This is a genomic window from Microbacterium shaanxiense (genome assembly GCF_054779995.1).
In genome coordinates this window covers 585931-607054 of sequence record NZ_BAAGXE010000001.1, presented here as the reverse complement: position 1 = coordinate 607054, position 21124 = coordinate 585931, and the positions used below count along the sequence as shown (strand labels likewise).

18 protein-coding genes are annotated in these 21124 nt (G+C 67.8%); 7 read left to right on the top strand and 11 right to left on the bottom strand.

The features are described 5' to 3' along the window. Positions 1-17: 17 nt before the first annotated feature. Positions 18-1241 (bottom strand): hypothetical protein, encoded by a 1224-nt coding sequence (locus ACYVG2_RS02765; protein ID WP_460779577.1) that lies wholly within the window; start codon positions 1239-1241, stop codon positions 18-20. Beyond that, positions 1238-2074 carry an NAD(P)H-hydrate dehydratase gene (locus ACYVG2_RS02760; RefSeq protein WP_460779576.1) on the bottom strand — a complete coding sequence of 279 codons (837 nt, stop codon included), beginning with the start codon at positions 2072-2074 and terminating at the stop codon, positions 1238-1240. Before ACYVG2_RS02760 ends, ACYVG2_RS02765 begins: the two co-directional genes overlap by 4 nt. A gap of 51 nt (positions 2075-2125) precedes the next feature. Between ACYVG2_RS02760 and ACYVG2_RS02755 the strand changes: the two genes are divergently transcribed. Both ACYVG2_RS02755 and ACYVG2_RS02750 read left to right on the top strand, forming a co-directional pair. Next, the gene (locus ACYVG2_RS02755; RefSeq protein WP_460779575.1) at positions 2126-3193 is read left to right on the top strand and encodes an NADH:flavin oxidoreductase/NADH oxidase; all 1068 of its coding nucleotides are present in this window, start codon (positions 2126-2128) and stop codon (positions 3191-3193) included. Between the two features lie 103 nt (positions 3194-3296). Then, the gene (locus ACYVG2_RS02750) at positions 3297-4376 is read left to right on the top strand and encodes a hypothetical protein (protein ID WP_460779574.1); all 1080 of its coding nucleotides are present in this window, start codon (positions 3297-3299) and stop codon (positions 4374-4376) included. A gap of 60 nt (positions 4377-4436) precedes the next feature. On the opposite strand, the gene ACYVG2_RS02745 is transcribed toward ACYVG2_RS02750, so the two are convergent. The 4 genes from ACYVG2_RS02745 to guaB1 form a co-directional block, all read right to left on the bottom strand. Further along, positions 4437-5498, bottom strand: coding sequence for a hemolysin family protein (locus ACYVG2_RS02745; protein WP_460779573.1), 1062 nt, complete (start codon positions 5496-5498; stop codon positions 4437-4439). Beyond that, positions 5495-6814 (bottom strand): hemolysin family protein, encoded by a 1320-nt coding sequence (locus tag ACYVG2_RS02740; protein ID WP_448964902.1) that lies wholly within the window; start codon positions 6812-6814, stop codon positions 5495-5497. Before ACYVG2_RS02740 ends, ACYVG2_RS02745 begins: the two co-directional genes overlap by 4 nt. A gap of 220 nt (positions 6815-7034) precedes the next feature. Further along, positions 7035-7937, bottom strand: a complete 903-nt coding sequence (locus ACYVG2_RS02735; protein WP_460779571.1) for a hypothetical protein — start codon at positions 7935-7937, stop codon at positions 7035-7037. Between the two features lie 267 nt (positions 7938-8204). Further along, positions 8205-9665 carry a GMP reductase gene (gene guaB1, locus ACYVG2_RS02730; RefSeq protein ID WP_460779570.1) on the bottom strand — a complete coding sequence of 487 codons (1461 nt, stop codon included), beginning with the start codon at positions 9663-9665 and terminating at the stop codon, positions 8205-8207. Between the two features lie 156 nt (positions 9666-9821). Here guaB1 and ACYVG2_RS02725 point away from each other — a divergent pair, with 156 nt between their 5' ends. Then, entirely contained in the window at positions 9822-13514 is a 3693-nt protein-coding gene (locus tag ACYVG2_RS02725) for a multifunctional oxoglutarate decarboxylase/oxoglutarate dehydrogenase thiamine pyrophosphate-binding subunit/dihydrolipoyllysine-residue succinyltransferase subunit (protein ID WP_460779569.1), read from the top strand. 17 nt (positions 13515-13531) lie between these two features. On the opposite strand, the gene ACYVG2_RS02720 is transcribed toward ACYVG2_RS02725, so the two are convergent. From ACYVG2_RS02720 to ACYVG2_RS02710, 3 genes are read right to left on the bottom strand one after another with little or no spacing between them, the layout of a single operon-like run. Next, complete coding sequence (locus ACYVG2_RS02720; protein ID WP_460779568.1) at positions 13532-14824, bottom strand: GNAT family N-acetyltransferase; 1293 nt, start codon at positions 14822-14824, stop codon at positions 13532-13534. A gap of 46 nt (positions 14825-14870) precedes the next feature. Then, positions 14871-15116 carry a zf-HC2 domain-containing protein gene (locus ACYVG2_RS02715; protein ID WP_448964907.1) on the bottom strand — a complete coding sequence of 82 codons (246 nt, stop codon included), beginning with the start codon at positions 15114-15116 and terminating at the stop codon, positions 14871-14873. Further along, positions 15113-15775, bottom strand: coding sequence for a sigma-70 family RNA polymerase sigma factor (locus ACYVG2_RS02710; RefSeq protein ID WP_460779567.1), 663 nt, complete (start codon positions 15773-15775; stop codon positions 15113-15115). Before ACYVG2_RS02710 ends, ACYVG2_RS02715 begins: the two co-directional genes overlap by 4 nt. 48 nt (positions 15776-15823) lie before the next feature. On the opposite strand from ACYVG2_RS02710, the gene aroA reads away from it, so the two are divergent. The 3 genes from aroA to bcp are packed head-to-tail and all read left to right on the top strand — an operon-like array spanning position 15824 to position 18708. Next, a complete protein-coding gene (aroA, locus tag ACYVG2_RS02705; protein ID WP_460779566.1) occupies positions 15824-17149 on the top strand; it encodes a 3-phosphoshikimate 1-carboxyvinyltransferase in 1326 nt (441 codons plus the stop codon). Further along, positions 17146-18225 (top strand): ribosome small subunit-dependent GTPase A, encoded by a 1080-nt coding sequence (gene rsgA, locus ACYVG2_RS02700; RefSeq protein ID WP_460779565.1) that lies wholly within the window; start codon positions 17146-17148, stop codon positions 18223-18225. Before aroA ends, rsgA begins: the two co-directional genes overlap by 4 nt. A 9-nt stretch (positions 18226-18234) precedes the next feature. Continuing rightward, positions 18235-18708, top strand: a complete 474-nt coding sequence (bcp, locus tag ACYVG2_RS02695) for a thioredoxin-dependent thiol peroxidase (protein ID WP_460779564.1) — start codon at positions 18235-18237, stop codon at positions 18706-18708. Positions 18709-18710: 2 nt separating this feature from the next. Here the strand turns inward: bcp and ACYVG2_RS02690 are convergent, their stop codons facing one another. Then, positions 18711-19121, bottom strand: a complete 411-nt coding sequence (locus ACYVG2_RS02690) for a hypothetical protein (RefSeq protein ID WP_460779563.1) — start codon at positions 19119-19121, stop codon at positions 18711-18713. A gap of 208 nt (positions 19122-19329) precedes the next feature. Between ACYVG2_RS02690 and ACYVG2_RS02685 the strand changes: the two genes are divergently transcribed. Continuing rightward, on the top strand, positions 19330-19578 hold the full coding sequence (locus ACYVG2_RS02685; RefSeq protein WP_033104713.1) for a WhiB family transcriptional regulator: 249 nt from the start codon (positions 19330-19332) through the stop codon (positions 19576-19578). A gap of 47 nt (positions 19579-19625) precedes the next feature. Here the strand turns inward: ACYVG2_RS02685 and ACYVG2_RS02680 are convergent, their stop codons facing one another. Then, positions 19626-21110: a sensor histidine kinase gene (locus ACYVG2_RS02680; RefSeq protein ID WP_460779562.1), complete on the bottom strand. Its 1485-nt coding sequence runs from the start codon at positions 21108-21110 to the stop codon at positions 19626-19628. Between the last annotated feature and the right edge of the window lie 14 nt (positions 21111-21124).

The window sequence follows — 21124 nt, the reverse complement described above, 5'->3', positions numbered from 1 at the left end:
TTCCTCTCGTTGGATGATCAGGTACGGCGGGAGACGCGGGTCGTCGGGACGCGCAGCGTGGCGCGCACGCTGACGACGAGCAACGCGATCAGCAGCAGGTTGCGCGCGGTGAGCAGCAGCACGGGGAACAGCTCGGCGCGCAGCAGCGCGTCATAGTTCAGCGGATAGATCAGGCATGTCAGCGCGCACAGGACGAGCGCCAGGCCAGCCGGGATGCCCGACCGGGTGCGGTCGAAGACGATCCAGAGGATCACGGGGGCGATCAGCCAGGTCTGGAACTGCGGCGAACCGACCTTGTTGGTGACGATGAGCGTCACCACCAGTGCGAGCGCCAGCGGCGGGAACAGCCTCGGGAAGGATGCGCCGCGCGTCGCTTTGACGACGGCGAGCACGAGCACGGCCAGCACGGCCAGCACCATGAGCGGTGTGAGCAGACCGCCGAGCAGCTCCACACCAGGCGCCTGGATCTGAAAGGTGAGGATCTCGAAGCTGTAGTCGACGGATGCTGCGCCGAGATGCGCCATCCACATGAACGGTGTCGCGACGACGGCTTCGATCTGCACGCCGCGCCCCGTCTGCTCGGTCAGGAACCCGAGGAGGTGACGGCCGGCGCCCAGAAGCAGCAGCGCGAACACGATGGCCGCGCATGCGACCGCAGCGGCGATCAGCATCCGCACCCGGCCTCTGGCGGCGACCACCGCGGCGAGCACGAGCGCTCCCGGCCAGATCTTGATCCACGCGGCTGCCGTGAGCAGCGCCGTGGCGACGAGCGGTCGCTTGACCAGCCAGAGCCCCGCGATCACGGCCAACGGCACGGTCACGGCATCGATGCGGTACATCGCGATCGGTCCGAGCAGCAGCAGCGCTGCCGACCAGAACCATCCGGCCGAACGACGTGAGGCCGCGCCTCCGCGACCGACCAGCACGCCGAAGGCGACAGCATCCATCGCAGTGACCAGAATCGCCCATCCGATCAGGTACGCACCCGATACGCCGACGAGTCCGACAAGCGGCCAGGCGAGAAGATTCGCGAGGAGCATCGGCAGCAGTGCCAGTTGCGGGTACACCCACGGCTCGGTGATCCCGACGATCGCACCGCCGCTCACGGCTGCGGTCGACCACGGCTCGTACACGAGCACGACATCGCCCATCGGCTGGCTCGGATAGACCCAGCCCTGCCAGGCGATGAGCACGTGCACCGCGAGGAAGGCGATCCACAGCAGTGCTGTGCGCGACCTCACGACAGCAGATCCTCGATGGCCGCAGGCAGCGCCGCGGCGACATCGAGTGCCACGACGGGGCGCCCGGAAGAGCCCGCCACCGTACCGGAGGCGAGCGCTGCCGCGTGTCCGTGCAACCAGGCGGCAGCGGCCACGATCTCGGCTGCCGCGGTCTCGGCGCCCGCAGCCAGAAGCGCGCCGAGCGCACCGGCGAGAACGTCGCCCGCGCCGGCCGTCGCGAGCCATCCCGGAGCCGAGGCGACCGAGATCACGCTCCCGTCCGGTGCGGCGATCAGCGTCGTCGCTCCCTTGAGGAGAATCACCTGCCCGAGCCGCTGCGCGGCCTCGACGACGTCTGCGGATCGGTCGCCGTTCCGACCGGACGGCATTCCCATCAGCTCACGGAGCCGGGCGAACTCCCCCGCGTGCGGTGTGAGGACGAGCGGCGCGGTGGCATCCGTCGCGAGATCCAGCGCGCCGGCATCGACGACCACGCGGACCGATCCGCTCAGGATGTCCCGCAGGGCGGCAGTCTCCTCGGGCTCTCGTGCCGCAGCATCCGTGCCGGAGCCGATCACCCACGCATCCACTCTGGTGCGTCCGACGTCCCGCGCGGCGACGGTCTCCGGCCTCCGGGCGATCACGGCGTCAGCGGCACGATCGCCGCCAACGAAGCGCACGTATCCCGCACCGGCGCGCCACGCCGCCTCCACTCCGAGCACAGCGGCGCCCGGATACGCGTCCGAACCGGTGCGCAGGGCGACCACACCGCGAGAGTACTTGTCGTCCTCGGCACCGGGCACGCGCAGCAGGCGCGCGGTGTCGGCGCGGGACCACTCGCGGACATCGACCATGCGTCCCACGCTAGCGCGCCGCGTCCTCTCCGGCGGTACTACGGTCGAAGAGTGAGTCATCTCTTCTCCCCGCTCAGCATCCGCTCGATCGTCTTCCCGAATCGCCTCTGGGTGTCTCCCATGTGCATGTACTCCGCCGTCGACGGCGTCGTGCAGGAGTGGCACCACACGCATCTGACCCAGTTCGCGTCCGGTGGCGCCGGTCTTGTCGTCGCCGAGGCGACCGCCGTGGTCCCGGAGGGACGTATCTCCCCGCGGGATGCGGGGATATGGAACGACACGCAGCGCGACGCCTGGGCACCGATCGTGCAGGCCATCCACGATCGCGGATCGATCGCCGGGATTCAGCTCGCGCACGCCGGACGCAAGGCCTCGACGTGGTGGCCGTGGGCAGACCAGCGCGGGTCCGTGGCGGTCGAGGACGGCGGCTGGTCGACGACGGCACCGTCCGCGGTCGCGTTCGAGGGCTTCGCCGACCCGGTCGCGCTGGATGATGCCGGTATCGAGCGCGTCGTCGACGGCTTCCGCGCTGCGGCACGTCGTGCGCTGGATGCCGGATTCGACGTGCTCGAGATCCACGGCGCCCACGGCTACCTGCTGCATCAGTTCCTCTCACCGCTGTCGAATCTGCGCACCGATGAGTACGGCGGCTCGCTCGAGAACCGCGCAAGACTTCTGCTGCGCGTCGTGGACGTCGTGCGCGAGATCGCGGGCGACGCCGTGCCGCTGTTCGTGCGCATCTCCGCCACCGACCATGCCGAGGGCGGGTTCACTCCGGACGAGGCCGCGATCGTCAGCGACTGGGCGGTCGGACGCGGCGCCGACCTCATCGACGTCTCCAGCGGTGGACTCGTGGCCCACCAGCGCATCGACGTGCATCCGGGATATCAGGTCCCGCTGGCCGACGGCGTCCGCCAGGGCGGCCGGATCCCCGTCTCCGCGGTGGGGCTCATCACGGCGGCGGAGCAGGCGGACAAAGTGCTCGCAGACGGAGCAGCCGATGCGATCTTCGCGGGCCGGGAATGGCTGCGCGACCCGCATTTCGGTCTGCGGGCCGCGCATGAGCTCGACGACACCACCGCGTGGCCGCCGCAGTACGTCCGCGCGCGCTGGCGCTGAGCGTGCCGCTGCGTACGTTTTGACCAGGGCAACGCCGTACGCCAGGATGTGTTCCAGTGTGCACACGCATACCACAAACTCATACGCAGAAACTGGATCAACTATGACCGAACAGATGGATCCGGCGTCTGTCGGCACCCACGGACTCTCTCGCCGCACCGTGGTCAAGGCTGGGGCGTGGAGCGTCCCGGTCATCGCCGCGGCCGTGGCCGCGCCGCTTGCATCGGCGAGCACCGTTGGATTCGACCTCGCCGCTGAGCCGCTGAACCGGGGTGACGGGTTCTCGCTGTTCACCGCTGACCTCACCCAGTCCTTCAGCGTCGGCTCACCGCTCGGGTTCATCATCGGCAACCGCGGCACGCAGCCTTCGCCCGCCGAAGCCATCTCCGTCCAACTGCGCGTCGACAGTCGCGTCTGGGACGTCACGGGAATGACCTACGCTTTCGCGGGCGACGCCCCGACGCCGGTGGCATCCACCGCACCGACGATCAGCGGTGACGCCGCCACCTACACGTGGACCTTCGTCAGTTCGATCCCTGTGGGAAGCGATTTCACAACAGGCCTGACGATCCTCTTCGACCTGGACATGATCGCCCAGTACCCGAATGATCACCTGGACGACTACGTGTCCCCGATCTACACGGTCATCCCCCCATCCGGCGACTCGGACGCGTCGAACAACCTGCAGGCTTTCGGTGCGCCGACGTACATGCCTGCCGAACCTTTCGGTGCCCTGCTGGACATCAACTGGGAGAGCATCGCTGTCGCAGCGCAGTACACCGCCTACCGCCCGACGTCCGCCACACTGACATCAGTCGGGCCGAGCCCGCTCCTCGTCGGGGAGGGGATGCTGCTGCGCGTCGACGACCACCTCACCGATACGATCGGCATCCAGGGCGATGCGACGTTGAACGGCGTCGCAGTCCCCGGTCTCATCGAGGCACGGCCCTTCTCCGACCCGCCGCAGTCGGGGCTCGCCTTCTTCGCGTTCACGCGTGAGTTGGCCGCGGGAGACGTGCTCGGTGTCACATTCGTGTACACGCAGCCGACGACGACCGCTGTCCCCGACATCGGCTCCGCGAGAGCCCAGCTCACGTACTGGCCGGAAGGACGACTCAACGATACGGACGAGCGCAGAACCACTCAGCTCGACGAGGTCACCCGCGACGCGACTCCGCTGTAACGGTTGACAGCATGAGAGGGGCCGGGGCATCGCCCCGGCCCCTCTCATGCATCGTCGATGTCAGCGCCCGTGGACGCGACGCGTCGCGTCCTGCACCTCTCCGACGAGCTCCTCCAGGATGTCCTCGAGGAACAGCACCGCGGTGGTGTCCCCTTCGGCGTTGCGCACCTTCGCCAGATGACGTCCGGCGCGGCGCATGACCGCCAGGGCGTCCTCGAGGTCGGTGTCCTCGTGCACGGGGACCATGTGATGGATGCGTTTCGACGGGATGGGAGCGATCGTCGTGGTCGCGGCGTCCGCCCCTTCCGAAGCCCGGAGGATGTCCTTCAGATGCACGTATCCCACCGGAGCGTGATCCTGATCCACGATCACGTAACGGGAGAACCCGTAACGCGCGACCGCCCGCTCGATGTCGTCCGGCGTCGACGTCTCCGGAAGCGTCACCAGGTCGCCCAGCGCCACAGCGACGTCACGCGCCTTCTTGTCGGTGAACTCCACGGCCTTCGACACGGTTCCTGAGGTGTCCGTCAGCACGCCCTCACGACGCGACTGATCGACGATCGTCGCGACCTCATCAATCGTGAACGTCGACGCCGCCTCGTTCTTGGGTTCGACGCGGAACAGGCGCAGCACACCGTTGGCGGCGGCATTGAGCACCCAGATGACCGGGTGGAAGACCTTCGACACCCACACCAGCGGCGGGGCGAGGATGAGCACTGCGCGATCCGGCACCGAGAACGCGAGGTTCTTCGGCACCATCTCGCCGAACACGACGTGCAGGTAGGAGACGAGCAGCAGCGCGATGACGAATCCGGTGACATCGACCACGGCATCCGACCACCCGAGGGCGTGCATCGGGATGCCGAGCAGGTGGTGGATGGCAGGCTCGGAGACGTTCAGGATCAGCAGCGAGCAGATCGTGATGCCCAGCTGGGAGGTCGCCAGCATCAGGGTCGCGTGCTCCATCGCGTACAGAGCGGTCTTCGCAGCGCGCGAGCCCTGTTCGGCCCGCGGTTCGATCTGCGAACGACGGGCCGAGATGACGGCGAACTCGGCACCGACGAAGAAGGCGTTCGCGATCAGCAGGATCACGAGCCAGACGATTCCCATCCAGTCGCTCATCGCGTCACCTCCTCACTCGCGACGTCGACCGGCACCGGCGTGTACCGGATGCGGTCGACCCGGCGGCCGTCCATACGGATCACCTGAAGCACGCCGGAGTCGAGCGTCACCTCGTCGCCGTTCGCGGGAACACGCTCGAGCACGCTCATGATGTAGCCGCCCACGGTGTCGTACACGTCTCCTTCCGGAACGAGGACGCCGGTGCGACTTCGCAGTTCGTCCGGGCGCAGTTCGCCGGGAAAGGTGATGGAGTCGCGGCCGCGGACCACGCCGGCTCGACTGCGGTCGTGCTCATCCGAGACCTCTCCGACGATCTCCTCCACGAGATCCTCGAGCGTGACGATGCCCGCGGTGCCTCCGTACTCGTCGACGACGATGGCCAGCTGGTAGCCCTTGGCACGGAGCTCGGAGATGAGCACGTCGAGGTGCACGGTCTCGGGGACGCGGAGCGGTTCGGTCGCCAGGGCACCGACCGGCACCTCGGCCCGGCGCTCGCGGGGAACGGAGACCGCCGCCTTCAGGTGCACCACCCCGGTGATGTCGTCGAAGTCGTCGTCGTAGACCGGGAAGCGGCTGTGGCCGGTACGGCGCGCCAGCTGGATCACGTCTTCAGCGGAGTCGCCGGCGGCGATGGCATGCATACTGGGTCGCGGCGTCATCACATCGTCTGCGGAGAGCCGCGAGAAGGTGAGGGTGCGATCGAGCAGGCTCGCGGTGTCGGCTTCGAGCACGCCGGCGCTCGCGGAGCGGCGGACGAGCGACGAGAGCTCCTCCGCGGTGCGGGCACCGGAGAGCTCCTCCTTCGGCTCGATCCCCATCGAGCGCAGGATGCCGTTGGCGCTGCCGTTGAGCAGCACGATGGCCGGCCGGAACACCGTGGTGAACGCCACCTGGAAGGGCACCACGAGCTTGGCCGTCGCCCGCGGCAGTGCGAGCGCGAAGTTCTTGGGGACGAGCTCACCGAGGATCATCGAGAGCACGGTGGCGATGAACATGGCGACGATCGTGGCGATCGGTCGCACCGCTGCCTCCGAGAGCCCCCAGCTCGTCAGCACGGGACTCAGCAGGTTCGAGAGCGCCGGCTCCATGGTGTAGCCGGTGAGCAGCGTCGTCAGCGTGATGCCGAGCTGTGCGGATGACAGATGGGTGGACGTGTGCTTGAGAGCGCTGATCGTGATGGCCAGCCGTGTCTCGCCTCTGGCCTGCCTCGCTTCGAGCTCTGCGCGGTCGAGGTTGACCAGCGCGAACTCACTGGCGACGAACAGTCCCGTTCCCACTGTGAGAAGGAGCCCCACGCCCAACATGACGTAATCCATCAGACGCTCCCCTCCTCGGAGTGGAAGCGCGGGCAGTGGGGCGTGGTACTACAACTGGGAGGGTCGTCCATGGTGCATCGATTCTACAGATTCTCGACACCGTCGAAGCTGTGCGCCCGACTATTTCTGACGCGCAGCATCCGCTACAGTTTTCGACTTCCGCGGCATCGATCGATGGCGCGACTGCCACAAGGTGTAGCGGAAAGTGTAAGCGGCGGAGTCACTCCCAGACCACTCCTTTCGATGGACGCTGCTTGCGCGTGGGCAATCCGGCTGCGACGAGGATGTCGTACAGGATGCGTGGGTCGCGCAGAGCGGGCGTGCGCCACCGCGACATCTTCGAGACCACGCGTGCGAGCCCGTCTGCACGATCCTTCTCGGCGATGAGCGCCTGCCCAGGGGTGCGTCCTTTCAGAAGCCCGGGATCGAGATACTTCCCCACCCCATCGAACTCCGCCGCGTGATCGAAGTCGCCGAAGTAGAAGTCCGGGTACACCCAGCGTCCATCGAGGAGCTTGATCGGATGCTGCAGAATCGGTGTCGGGAAGCCGAGCTCATGAATCACGACGCGGCTCTGGGATTCGCGCACGGAGTCCGACAATGACGTGGCGAACGCGAATGCGCGTTCGATCTTTCGGATGCCACGCAACGGGGCCGACTCCGCAATGACCCGTCGGATGGCCTCAGCGGTGGCGAGTGCACCGCCCTCGCGCCGCGTCCACAGCACCTGATCCATGACGACGACCGCCGAGGTATAGCTCAGCACCGACGCGAGATCGACGGCGGTCTGCGCTGGAGAAGTGACATGATGCCCTTCCCACTCCGCGACGTCGACCCCGTGGACGCCCCATGCATGGCGACGCAGCAGCCCGCTGGCCCGACCGCCCGAGGCTCGTTCGACACGCGTATCGACACGCTTCGGCCAGGATCCCAGGATGTCGATGTCCCAGCGTGCTGCCGCGGCCAGATGAGACAGCACCAGTGATGTGTGCGAACGCGCCAGCGCCTCGCGGACCCGCAGCAGATGCTGTTCGATCGGCTTCAGCCTCTGCCAGTGCTTCGTCGGTGCGTATGTCCCCGGGGCGATCCTCGTCGCCGTCTCCGACGCTAGGGCACGTCGCACATAGCGATAGTCGATCGGAGCTGCGGTTCGGTCCCGTGTGCGTACCAGCCCTACGCTCTGGTCTCTCGATTCCGTCATCAGCACAGCATCCGTCACCGCCGCGTTCTCGCGACGTCCATTCACAGGCTCAACGGCACGCGCCACTTGTGCAGGAAAGGTCGACCCGCGCGGTCTCACCATCGTCCGCTACAGTTTTCGACTTCCGCGGCATCGATCGATGGCGCGCCTGTCACAAGGTGTAGCGGAGGCGTTGAGCGGGAGCGCGCCTCACCAGCTGACCGGCAGCGCCTTGCCCTCCTCATATCCTGCGGCTGACTGGCGGCCGACGAGCGCGCGTTCGTGGAACTGCGCCACCGTCGCCGCGCCGGCGTAGGTGAAGGAGGAGCGCACACCCGAGGTGATCATGTCGAGCAGATCCTCCACTCCCGGACGCAACGGGTCGAGGTAGATCTTCGACGACGAGATGCCCTCGGCGAACAGTTCCTTGCGTGCGCGCTCGTACGGGTCCAGTCGCCCGAACCTGGCCTGCACCGCCTTGGTCGAGGCCATTCCCCAGGATTCCTTGTAGATGCGGCCGTCGGCGTCGGTCTGCAACCGACCGGGCGCTTCGATCGTGCCCGCGAACCAGGACCCGATCATGACGGATGCCGCGCCGGCGGCGAGAGCGAGCGCGACATCGCGCGGGTAGCGCACTCCCCCGTCGGCCCAGACATGCGCACCGAGTTCGTGCGCGGCCTGCGCCGTCTCCAGCACCGCCGAGAACTGCGGTCGCCCGACCGCCGTCATCATGCGCGTGGTGCACATGGCGCCGGGGCCCACCCCGACCTTGAGGATCGTCGCGCCGGCGTCGACCAGATCGTTCACGCCGTCCGCGGTGACGATGTTCCCCGCGACCAGGGGAATGCCGAGGTCGAGACCCGCGACCGCCGCGAGCGCGCGCAGCATCCCCTCCTGGTGGCCGTGCGCCGTATCGAGGACCAGGACATCGACGCCGGCGGCCGCGAGTGCCTTCGCCTTGGCCGCCACGTCACCGTTGATGCCGATGGCTGCGCCCACCGCCAGCCGCCCGGCCGCATCCACTGCGGGAGTGTAGAGCGTCGAGCGCAGCGCGCTGCGCGCACTCAGAGTCCCGATGAGGTGTCCGTGACGGAGGATCGTGACGAGTTCGGCACCGGTCTCGGTGATGACGTCGAATGCGGCGCGCGGGCTCGTGACGTCCTCCGCGTCCAGTGCCGGGCTTCCCGCGTGCACCAGGTCTCCGAGCTGGGCGTCGGGAAGAGCGGTGGCGAGCCGGGTCGCCGGAAGGATGCCGCGCACATCGGATGCATCGATCACGGTGCCGGCGGCGCCCTCGGCGACCACGATCCCGTGCCCGCCGGTGGCGGGGAGGAGCTGCAGTGCTTCGGCCACCGTGGCCGATGGAGGCAGAACCAGGGGCGTGTCCCATGCGACGGGCTGACGCTTGACCTCCCGGATCGCGGCGTCCAGCTCCTGCAGGGGCATGTCCTGCGGAAGGATCCCCAGTCCGCCACGCCTCGCGAGCGCTGCGGCGAGCCGCGGCCCGGTGACGGAGTTCATGTTCGAGGCGACCAGCGGAATCGTCGCCGCGGTGCCGTCCCCTGGCGAGAGATCGACCTCGAGCCTGCTGGTGATGTCAGAGCGGCGTGGCACCAGGAAGACATCCGAGTAGGTGAGATCTACGGCAGGTTGCTCGCTGACGAACTTCATACCCCCACGGTAGCTTCACAGCGGTCGGATCGGGCAGCCGCGTTCGCGTATCCGTGCACGAGAACACGTTAGGCTAGAGGGCAGAGCGCGCTGACCCGGGGGCCTCCCGTTTGGCGCGTGGACAGAAGCTTCAGCGATGAAAGAGGGCGATAGCGCGTGGCGAACCAGGTGGCCGGCGTCGGGGGTTCGGACGACGGAGATTTCGGAGCCAACTCGTGGCTCGTCGACGAACTCTACGAACAGTTCAAGATCGATCGCAACTCCGTCGACAAGGAGTGGTGGCCGATCCTGGAGAACTACAAGCAGGATGCCGCGTCCGCACCCGCCGCATCGGCGCCAGCGCCGGCAGCCGCCACGTCGGCGGCATCGACCGAGCATCCCGTGACCGCGCCGATCCCGGTGATCGGCTCGCAGCCCGTCGCCCGCACGACGGCGAAGCCGGCGGCACCGGCGCCGATCCCCGCCCAGGCGCCGAAGCCGGGCACCAAGGCCGCCGAGGACTCGGCCGACGAGGACAAGGTCACGCCGCTGCGCGGCATGACGAAGACCCTCGCGGCGAACATGGACCAGTCGCTGACGGTTCCGACGGCGACGAGTGTGCGCACGATCCCGGCGAAGCTGATGATCGACAACCGCATAGTGATCAACAACCACATGTCTCGCTCGCGCGGCGGCAAGATCAGCTTCACCCACCTCATCGGCTGGGCTCTGATCCAGACGTTGAAGGAGTTCCCGAGCCAGAACGTGTTCTACGCCGAGATCGACGGTAAGCCGTCGGTCGTCGCGCCGGCCCACGTCAACCTCGGCATCGCGATCGACCTGCCCAAGCCCGACGGCACCCGCGCCCTCATGGTGCCGAGCATCAAGCGCGCCGACACGCTGACGTTCACCGAGTACCTCGCCGCCTACGAGGATCTCGTGACCCGTGCGCGCGCCAACAAGCTCACCGCCGGTGACTTCGCCGGCACGACGGTCTCGCTCACCAACCCGGGCGGAATCGGCACCGTGCACTCCGTGCCGCGCCTCATGAAGGGCCAGGGCTGCATCATCGGCGCCGGCGCCCTCGAGTACCCGGCCGAATTCCAGGGTGCGAGCGCGAAGACGCTCGCCGAGCTCGGCATCGGCAAGACGATCACGCTCACCAGCACGTACGACCACCGCGTCATCCAGGGCGCCGGCTCCGGCGAGTTCCTCAAGAAGACGCATGAGCTGCTCCTCGGTGAGCGCGGGTTCTACGACGACATCTTCGCCGCTCTCCGCATCCCGTACGCGCCGATCCGTTGGAACGCCGACATCGCGGTCGACCTGGCTGAGCGCGTCGACAAGCAGTCCCGCGTGCAGGAGCTCATCAACTCCTACCGCGTGCGCGGCCACCTCATGGCCGACATCGATCCGCTCCAGTACGTGCAGCGCTCCCACCCCGACCTCGAGATCGAGAGCCACGGCCTCACGTTCTGGGACCTGGATCGCGAGTTCGTCACCGGCGGCTTCGGCGGCAAGCGCGTGATGAAGCTGCGCGACATCCTCGGTGTGCTCCGCGACTCGTACTGCCGCACGCTCGGCATCGAGTACATGCACATCCAGGATCCCGAGCAGCGTCGTTGGTTCCAGGAGCAGGTCGAGGTCAAGTACCAGAAGCCCGGCCACGACGAGCAGCTGCGCGTTCTCCGCAAGCTCAACGAGGCCGAGGCGTTCGAGACGTTCCTGCAGACGAAGTTCGTCGGTCAGAAGCGGTTCTCCCTCGAGGGCGGCGAGTCGCTGATCCCGCTGCTCGATGAGATCCTCCAGGGCGCCGCTGCGGGCGGGCTCGAGGGCGCCGCGATCGGGATGGCCCACCGCGGTCGTCTGAACGTGCTCACCAACATCGCCGGCAAGACGTACGGACAGGTGTTCCGTGAGTTCGAGGGCCTTCAGGCCACGGGCAACAAGCGCGGTTCCGGCGATGTGAAGTACCACCTCGGAACCGAGGGCACCTTCATCGCCGACGACAGGTCGGAACTGCCGGTCTACCTGGCGGCCAACCCCTCGCACCTCGAGACGGTCGACGGTGTGCTCGAGGGGATCGTGCGCGCCAAGCAGGATCGCAAGCCGATCGGCACGTTCTCGTGGCTGCCGATCCTCGTGCACGGCGATGCGGCCTTCGCCGGCCAGGGCGTCGTCGTCGAGACGCTGCAGATGGCGCAGCTGCGCGGTTACCGCACCGGCGGCACCATCCACGTCGTCGTCAACAACCAGGTGGGCTTCACCACGACGCCGACGGATGCGCGCACCTCCGTGTACGCGACGGACGTCGCCAAGACGACTCAGGCCCCGATCTTCCACGTCAACGGCGATGACCCTGAATCGGTCATCCACGTGGCGCAGCTGGCCTTCGAGTACCGCGAGCGCTTCCACCGCGACGTCGTGATCGATCTGGTCTGCTACCGCCGCCGCGGCCACAACGAGGGCGACGACCCGTCGATGACGCAGCCGCTCATGACCGATCTCATCCAGGAGAAGCGCTCGGTCCGCAAGCTCTACACCGAGGCGCTGGTCGGCCGCGGTGACATCACCGAAGAAGAGTACGACCAGGCCAAGGACGACTTCCAGAGCCGTCTCGAGGTCGCGTTCGCCGAGACGCATGCGGCGGAGACGGGTGCGACGCCGATCGCTCCGGATCTCGTCCCCGTCGACCAGGTCACCGGCGAGCCGGATGTGACGGGCGTCTCCTCCGAGGTCGTCAGCCTCATCGGTGAGGCGTTCGCGAACAAGCCGGAAGGCTTCACGGTGCACCCGAAGATCCAGCAGCTGCTGGACAAGCGCGTCGAGATGACGCGCAGCGGCAACATCGACTGGGGCTTCGGTGAACTCCTCGCGTTCGGTTCGCTGCTCGTCGAGGGCACCTCGGTGCGCCTCGCCGGTCAGGATTCTCGCCGCGGCACGTTCGTGCAGCGCCACGCCGTCATGCACGACCGCGCCAACGGGCAGGAGTGGCTGCCGCTGGCGAACCTCTCCGAGAACCAGGGGCGCTTCTTCGTCTACGATTCGCTGCTGAGCGAGTACGCGGCGATGGCCTACGAGTACGGCTATTCGGTCGAAGCGCCCGAGGCCCTGGTGCTGTGGGAGGCGCAGTTCGGCGATTTCGCGAACACCGCGCAGGCCGTGATCGATGAGTACATCTCGTCCGCCGAGCAGAAGTGGGGCCAGCAGTCCAGCGTCACGCTGCTGCTGCCGCACGGCTACGAGGGTCAGGGACCGGATCACTCCTCCGCGCGCATCGAGCGCTTCCTGCAGTTGTGCGCGCAGGACAACATGTCAGTGGCGCGTCCCTCCACGCCGGCGTCGTACTTCCACCTGCTGCGGCGTCAGGCGTACGCCCGCCCGCGCCGTCCGCTGATCGTGTTCACGCCCAAGGCGATGCTCCGCCTTCGCGGTGCGACGAGCAAGGTCGAGGACTTCACCCAGGGGCGGTTCGAGCCGGTCCTCGACGATCACCGCGATGTGAACCGCGAGAGTGTGAAGCGCGTGCTCGTGCACTCCGGCAAGGTCCATTGGGACCTTCGCAGCGAGCTCGACAAGAACCCGAACCCGGAGATCGCCCTGGTGCGGCTGGAGCAGCTGTACCCGACGCCGATCGACGCCCTCAAGGCGATCACCGACTCCTACCCGAACGCAGAGCTCGTCTGGGTCCAGGAGGAGCCGGAGAATCAGGGTGCGTGGCCGTTCCTCGCTCTCGCCTTCGCCGACGTGCCCGGCGACCGACAGTTCCGCACGGTCGCGCGTGCAGCGTCTGCCTCGCCGGCAGCGGGTTCCTCGAAGGTGCATGCGGCAGAGCAGGCCGACCTGCTCAAGCGCGCGCTCAGCTTCTAGCCGGATGGCTCCGCTGCTCAGTACCAGATGCCGAGCAGCGGGGCCTCAGCAGAGCGGAACGCGTCGTCGACGGATGCCGCGACCTCTGCCGTCGCATGCAGCAGGCCTGCAGCGCGCAACTGCACGGCGCTGACTCCCCCGACGTAGATCGCCGACAGCGCGGCCACGCTCAGGGCGACGTCAGCCGCGGCGTCCGGTTCGGGCGTCACCGTGGCACGCGCACCGTCGGCGCTGAGGCGCCAGGACCCCTCGGCGAAGCCGAGCGTGTCCGTCACGCGGAGCACCAGGTCGAGCGGTGCGCGATAGGTGCGTGCAGCCAGCGCAGCGGTCACATCGAGGATGCGCAGCCAACCGTGGTCGTGCATGGTGATCTCCACGCCACGACGGTCGGCGACGAGCCACGGCAGCGGGTCGTCGAGAGGGCGGAGATCGACGCTCACTCTGTCGACGAGGTCGTGTTGCAAGGCGAAGCCCCAGAGGGCGGTGAGCGCATCGGGTGTGACGCCCACGAGATGGAAGATCGTCATCTCGAATCGGAAGGCGCCGGGGATCTCGGTGAGCTTGTACGCGAGAACCCCGCGCACGGCACCGTGCTCGTCGAGGTAGCGGATGCCTCGCACTGCTGCTGCGTCGGGGTGATCGGGCGTGAGCCCCGCGACCCGCTCCCAGCGCAGCTTCCAGCCGGCGATCTGTCCTGAACGCTGCGTGCGCGCGACCTCGTGCAGAGCCGACAGGTGATCGCGCAGGGTCTCCTTGTCGACGTACTCGATCCGGCCCGCGGGTGCGGTCGCGGCCCATCCGGCCCGGTGAGTGTCGACCGTGACCCGACCGACCGGGATCGCCGAGGCGAACCCGTAGCGGCCGTAGATGGTCGCCTCCGAGGCGGTGAGTCCCACCACGGGGACACCCGCTGATGCGGCGGCGCGCAGTTCCCCCTCGAGCAGCGCCCGCGCGATGCCGCGCCGACGGTGGGTGCCGGAGACGGTCACCGAGCTCACAGCCCACATGTCGACCTCACCGCCGGGAACCGTGAGCGGCGTGATCCAGGAGTTCACCGTCGCCACGGGCAGCGCACCCGCGCTCGCACCGGCCTCGAACACGCCGACGTTGCGGCGGGCTTCGAGTGCCGCGGTCGTCGTGGTCACGGACTCCGCGCTGGGTTCGGCATCGAGGAAGCCGCGCGCGTCGGCACGGAAGAAGGCCTCGGCATCGGCCTTCGACGACATGTCGATCGTCCGATAGGTGAGCTGCTGGTGTGCGAGACGCTCGACGGACGTGGGGTCGACGGGGATGCTGCGGGCGTCGGTCATCCCTCCACCCTAAAGGCAGCCGCCGACTCGGCGTCAGAGCGCGTGCTCAGTGCGCGGCGACCTGGGCGGCGCGCAGCTTGGAGAGCACCAGGTCTCGCAGCTCTTCCGGCGCCGTCTCCTTGCACGCACGTGCGACGACCTCGGTGAGGGTGCTGGCCACGAGCGCCTCTCCCTGGCAGGAAGGGCAGTTCTCGATGTGCTCGCGGATCTGGGTGTGCTCTGTCTTGCACACCTCGTTGCGGAGGTACTCCTCCAGATCCTGACGGGCCTTGTCGCAGCCGCAGTCACTCATTTCTTGCTCCTCGTACCAGCCGCGGCGATTCCTCGTTCAGCGGCATAATCGGACAGCATCTCGCGCAGCATTCGCCTGCCACGGTGCAGGCGGCTCATCACGGTGCCGATGGGGGTCTTCATGATGTCGGCGATCTCCTGGTACGCGAATCCCTCCACGTCGGCCAGGTACACCGCCAGTCGGAAGTCCTCGGGGACCTCCTGCAGGGCGTCCTTCACCACGGATGCCGGCATCCGATCTATCGCCTCTGCCTCGGCCGAACGGCTGTGCGTGGCCGTGGTCGACTCCGCACCGCCCATCTGCCAGTCCTCGAGCTCGTCGATCGTGCCCTGGAACGGCTCGCGCTGCTTCTTGCGATAGATGTTGATGTAGGTGTTCGTGAGAATGCGGTACAGCCACGCCTTCAGGTTGGTCCCCTGCGTGAACGACGCCCACGAAGCGAACGCCTTCACGAAGGTCTCCTGCACGAGGTCGGCCGCATCGGCGGGATTGCGCGTCATGCGCATCGCCGCCGCGTACAGCTGATCCATGAAGGGGATCGCCTGCTCCTCGAACTCGCGCCGAGCGTCGCCGATCGTGTCGGCGGGTGCCATGTCATCCATCACCGGCCAGTCTAGGCCGGTGATCTCTGTGATCCCGCTTTCCAGCGTTGCGAGCATACGGACTCCTTCTCGGCGCGTGCCCCGCCGTTCACTAAGGTGGAACCGATGAGTGACACTCGATATTCCACCTCCCCCGCCAGGGGCGCGTACAGTGCGCCCGTAGCCGCCGACGCCGTGCACTCGACGCTGACCATTCCGGGCTCGAAGTCGCTCACCAATCGCGAGTTGATCATCGCGGCCACCGCAGACGGTCCAGGGCGCCTGATCGCGCCCCTGCATTCGGAGGACTCCCTGCGGATGATCGAAGCGCTGCGTTCGCTGGGCGTCGGAATCGAGGAATCGGACGGCGACGGCGAGTTCGGCCCCGACCTGCTCGTGACCCCCGGCCACCTCCACGGCGGCGGCACGATCGACTGCGGCCAGGCCGGAACCGTCATGCGGTTCATCGCCCCGCTCGCCGGCCTCGCGACGGAGGATGTGCATCTCACGGCGGACGAGAACGCCTTGCATCGGCCCATGGGAGCCATGATCACCGCCCTGCGCGATCTCGGTGTCGACATCGACGACGAGGGCACCTGGTCCCTTCCGTTCACGGTCCGCGGCCATGGCCGGATCAGGGGCGGACGGCTCGAGATCGACGCCTCGGCATCCAGTCAGTTCGTCTCGGGTCTGCTGCTGGCGGCGCCGAGGTTCGACGTCGGGCTGCACCTCGTGCACACCGGCGAGCACCTCCCGAGCCTGCCGCACATCGACATGACGATCGAGTCGCTGAGCCGCCGCGGTATCCGCATCGAGCGGCCGGCCGTCGGTGAATGGCTCGTGGAGGCCGGTGTCCCCCGCGCCAAGGAGATCGCGATCGAGCCGGACCTCTCCAACGCCGCTCCGTTCCTCGCCGCGGCGATGGTCACCGGCGGGGAGGTCTCGATCACCGGATGGCCGCTGCACTCCACGCAGCCCGGCGCGCTGCTGCCGGACATCCTGCAGGCGATGGGCGCTCACGTGGGCCGCCACAGCGGCACGATGACGGTGCGCGCCGGTGACGCGATCCGCGGTCTCGATCTGGATCTCTCGGCAGCCAGCGAACTCTCCCCCACCATCGTCGGGCTCGCCGCGTTCGCCGACGCCCCCACGACGATCCGCGGGATCGGGCACATCCGCATGCACGAGACCGATCGCATCGCCGCTCTGATCGGCAACCTCACCGCGTTGGGCGGAGAGGTCGAGGAACTGGCCGACGGCCTCAGGATCATCCCCCGGCCGCTGCACGGCGGCGCATGGGCCGCGCATCACGATCACCGCATCGCGACGACCGGTGCACTGGTCGGGCTGCGCGTGGCCGACGTGGAGATCGATGACATCGGCACGACCGCGAAGACTCTGCCCGAGTTCACGCAGCTCTGGGAACGGATGCTGGGAGGCGCCTCCGCGTGAGCTGGCTCGACCCTGACGACGACCTCGACGGCGACTTCGAGGACTTCGACGAGAGCAGCATCCGGATGCGCCCGAATCCGAAGGCGAACCGCCCGCGCACCAAGCGCCGGCCCGCGCACGAGGATGCGCAGATCGGTCGAGTGCTCGGCGTCGATCGAGGCCGCTACAGCGTGATGATCGACGAGGGCACCGACGACGAGCGGACGATCACCACGACCCGCGCCAGGGAGCTGAGGCGCACCCCGATCGTCACAGGTGACCAGGCACGCGTCGTCGGTGACACATCCGGCGACGAGGGGACCCTGGCACGCATCGTCGGAATCGTTGAGCGCTCGTCTTTGCTGCGCCGCAGCGCGGACGACACCGATCAGGTGGAGCGCGTGATCGTGGCGAACGCCGACCAGATGCTCATCGTCGTCGCCGCGGCAGACCCCGAACCGCGCGCACGACTGGTCGATCGGTATCTGGTGGCGGCGTTGGATGCCGGCATCCGTCCTCTCCTGGTCGTCACCAAGACGGATCTCGCCGACCCCGCATTGTTCCTGTCCCACTTCGACGGACTCGACCTGCGCGTGTTCACCAGCGCGCAGGAGGAGATGCCCACCGACGAGATAGGCGCAGCGCTGATCGGGCATTCGACGGTGTTCGTCGGCCACTCCGGCGTCGGGAAGTCGACGCTCGTGAACGCACTGGTGCCCTCCGCCGGACGCGCGACCGGCCACGTGAACCAGGTGACGGGACGCGGCAGGCACACCTCGTCATCGACGGTCTCGCTGCGATATGTGAGCCCCGAAGGCACCGGTTGGGTGATCGACACACCGGGCGTGCGATCCTTCGGACTGGGGCATGTCGATCCGGCCAACATCCTCGCCTCCTTCACCGAGCTCGCCGAGATCGCCGAGAACTGCCCGCGTGGATGCACGCACCTCAGCGATGCGCCGGATTGCGCACTGATCGAGGCCGCGGGGCGCGGAGAGCTCAGCCCTGCCGGGCTCTCACGACTGGACTCTCTGCAACGTCTGCTGCAGACGTTCGCGGACAAAGCGGAGGCGAACCCCGGCTCATCGGCTCGGTAGGCTGGAGGGGTGACTGTGCGCCTCGAATCCGGTACTGCTGCCCCCGCCTTCTCCCTGCTGGACCAGGACGGGGCCACGCTCGCCCTGTCCGACCTTCGCGGCCAGAAGACCATCCTCTACTTCTACCCGGCGGCCATGACCCCGGGTTGCACGACCCAGGCGTGCGACTTCAGGGACAGCATCGCCTCTCTGCAGGGCGCCGGTTACCGCGTCGTCGGGATCTCCCGTGACGAGCCGTCGAAGCTGGCCGAGTTCCGTGAGCGCGACGGGCTGACCTTCACCCTGCTGAGCGACCCCGACCACTCCGTGCACACCGCCTACGGCGCCTGGGGCGAGAAGATGAACTACGGCAAGAAGATCGAAGGAGTGATCCGTTCGACCTTCGTCCTCGACGAGCAGGGCACGATCACGCACGCGCTGTACAACGTCAAGGCCACCGGGCACGTCGCGCGCCTGCGCAAGATGCTCGGCGTCGACGGCTGACCCTAGCCGTCGACCGATCCGACCTCCGACTCGTCCGAGGGATCGATGCTCTCGCTGCGCGAACTGGCGATGAGCAGGACGAAGCCGACCACCGCCGGTGCTCCCACTCCGAGCACGAACGCCCACAGGACCGGCTGGACCGTCAGCGACGCCAGAGCGAGAGCGAGCGCGAGCACCTGAAGCACGACTCCGCCGGAGCGGGCCCACGTGCGCCCGCGCCTGGTACCCGCCGCGAAGGCGAACAGTGCGGCGGCGCCGATCAGCGTCAGGACGATCAGCGCGATGGCGGTGGGGAGGGACGCCGCGTCGCCGGCGCTGAGGCCGAAGACCTCGATGACGGCGATGGCTGCAAGAGCCGTTCCCTCGAGCGCGAGCACCAGTGCTGCGGCGGCTGCCAGACGAGGTGAACGCACGGTGTCTCCTGGAAATCAGATTTGTAGGCACAAAATCCTTGATTTCGGGCCCGGGCTGTAACACAATGTTAACAGTCATGTGCTCCCACAGCGGCGTGGGGCGAGCATCCGCTCGCATCACTTACGGTCGACGACACCCCGATTTCGCCGCCCATCACCGAGTCATCGCCCTGCGACTGCTCACGAGAATCCATACCGAGGAGCCCCCATGGACTGGCGCGACAAAGCCGCCTGCCTGACTGTCGACCCTGAGTTGTTCTTCCCCGTGGGGAACACCGGTCCGGCCGTCGATCAGATCGAGAAGGCGAAGACCGTCTGCGCCACCTGCACGGTGACGGAGGTCTGCCTGCAGTACGCCCTGGAGACCAGCCAGGACTCCGGCGTGTGGGGCGGTCTCTCCGAGGACGAGCGTCGCGCCCTCAAGCGCCGCGCTGCGCGCGCCCGCCGCGCTTCCTGACCTGCTTTGGGAATGGCCGGTCCGCGTGCGGGCCGGCCATTCCCGTGTCAGCTCTTCAGCCAGCGCATCGGGATGTCGATCAGCACATCGGTGCCCTCGCCGTCGCTGCCGCGCCACTCGATGCTGCCGCCCAGCTCTCCCTGGATGAGCGTGCGGATGATCTGGGTGCCGAGGCCCTGACCGATGCGTCCCTCCGGCAGGCCGTGGCCGGTGTCGTGGACCGAGACGTGCAGCTTCTCGTCGGTGCGCACCGCATCGATCGTCACGCTGCCCTCCTTGCCTGCCAGGCCGTGTTCGACGGCATTGGTCACGACCTCGGTGAGAGCCAGCGCGAGCGGCGTCGCATACTCGCTGGGGAGCACGCCGAAACGGCCGGTCGACATCGTGCGCGCCCGCGTGTTGGGTGCGGCGGCGACCTCGGCGACGAGCTTGAGCACCCGGTGGAAGACCTCGTCGAAATCGACGGTCTGCGTCAATCCCTGCGCCAGGGTGTCGTGCACGACGGCGATCGCGTCGACGCGCCTCATCGCCTGGGTCAGAGCATCCCGTGCCTCGTCGGAATGCGTGCGTCGTGCCTGGATGCGCAGCAGCGAGGCCACGGTCTGCAGATTGTTCTTGACGCGGTGGTGGATCTCCCGGATCGTGGCGTCCTTGGTGATGAGCTCCTGCTCCTGGTGACGCAGCTCGCTCACATCGCGACACAGAATGATCGCGCCGATGCGGGTACCGTGATCCTTCAGCGGGATGGCACGGAGCGAGACGGTCACTCCCCGTGCCTCGATGTCCGTCCGCCACGGCGCTCTGCCGGTGACGACGACGGGGAGGGACTCGTCGACCTGCCGCGTCGAGGGGAGGATGCGCGTGGTCACTTCGGCGAGCGACTCCCCCTCGAGCTCGTCGTCGAAGCCCATCCTGTTGAAGGCGGAGAGCGCGTTGGGGCTGGCGAAGGTCGTGATGCCGTCGACGTCGATGCGGATCAGGCCGTCCGATGCGCGCGGCGCTCCCCTGCGCGGCGACGTGGGCGCTGAGGGGTCGGGGAACTCGCTCGAGGCGATCATGCGGAACAGATCGTTCGCGCAGTCGTCGAACGTGATCTGCTGCCGTGACGGCGTGCGGGTCTCCCCCAGGTTGCTGTGCCGTGTGAGCACGCCGATCACGGGCGGCGGGTTGCCGTCCTTGCCGCGTTCGCGGACGATGGGGACGGCACGAAGCCTGGTCGGCGTCTCCTCGAACCAGTCCGGTGAGGAAGAGTCCACGATCCGACCGGAGTCGAACGCCTCGCGCACCTGTGTGCGCCACTGCTGACGGACCCCCTCGCCCACGATGTCGCGGTAGAACAACGTGGCCGCCCCACTGGGGCGCGCGTGGGCCACGGCGACGAACGATCCGTCGTTCGTCGCGACCCACAGCACGATATCCGCAGACGCGAGGTCGGCGAGCAGCTGCCCGTCGCTCGCAAGACGATGGAGCCATTCGACATCGTTGTCGGTCAGACAGCCCTGGGCATGGACGAGATCACTGAGGGTGGACACTCCACAAGCCTAAT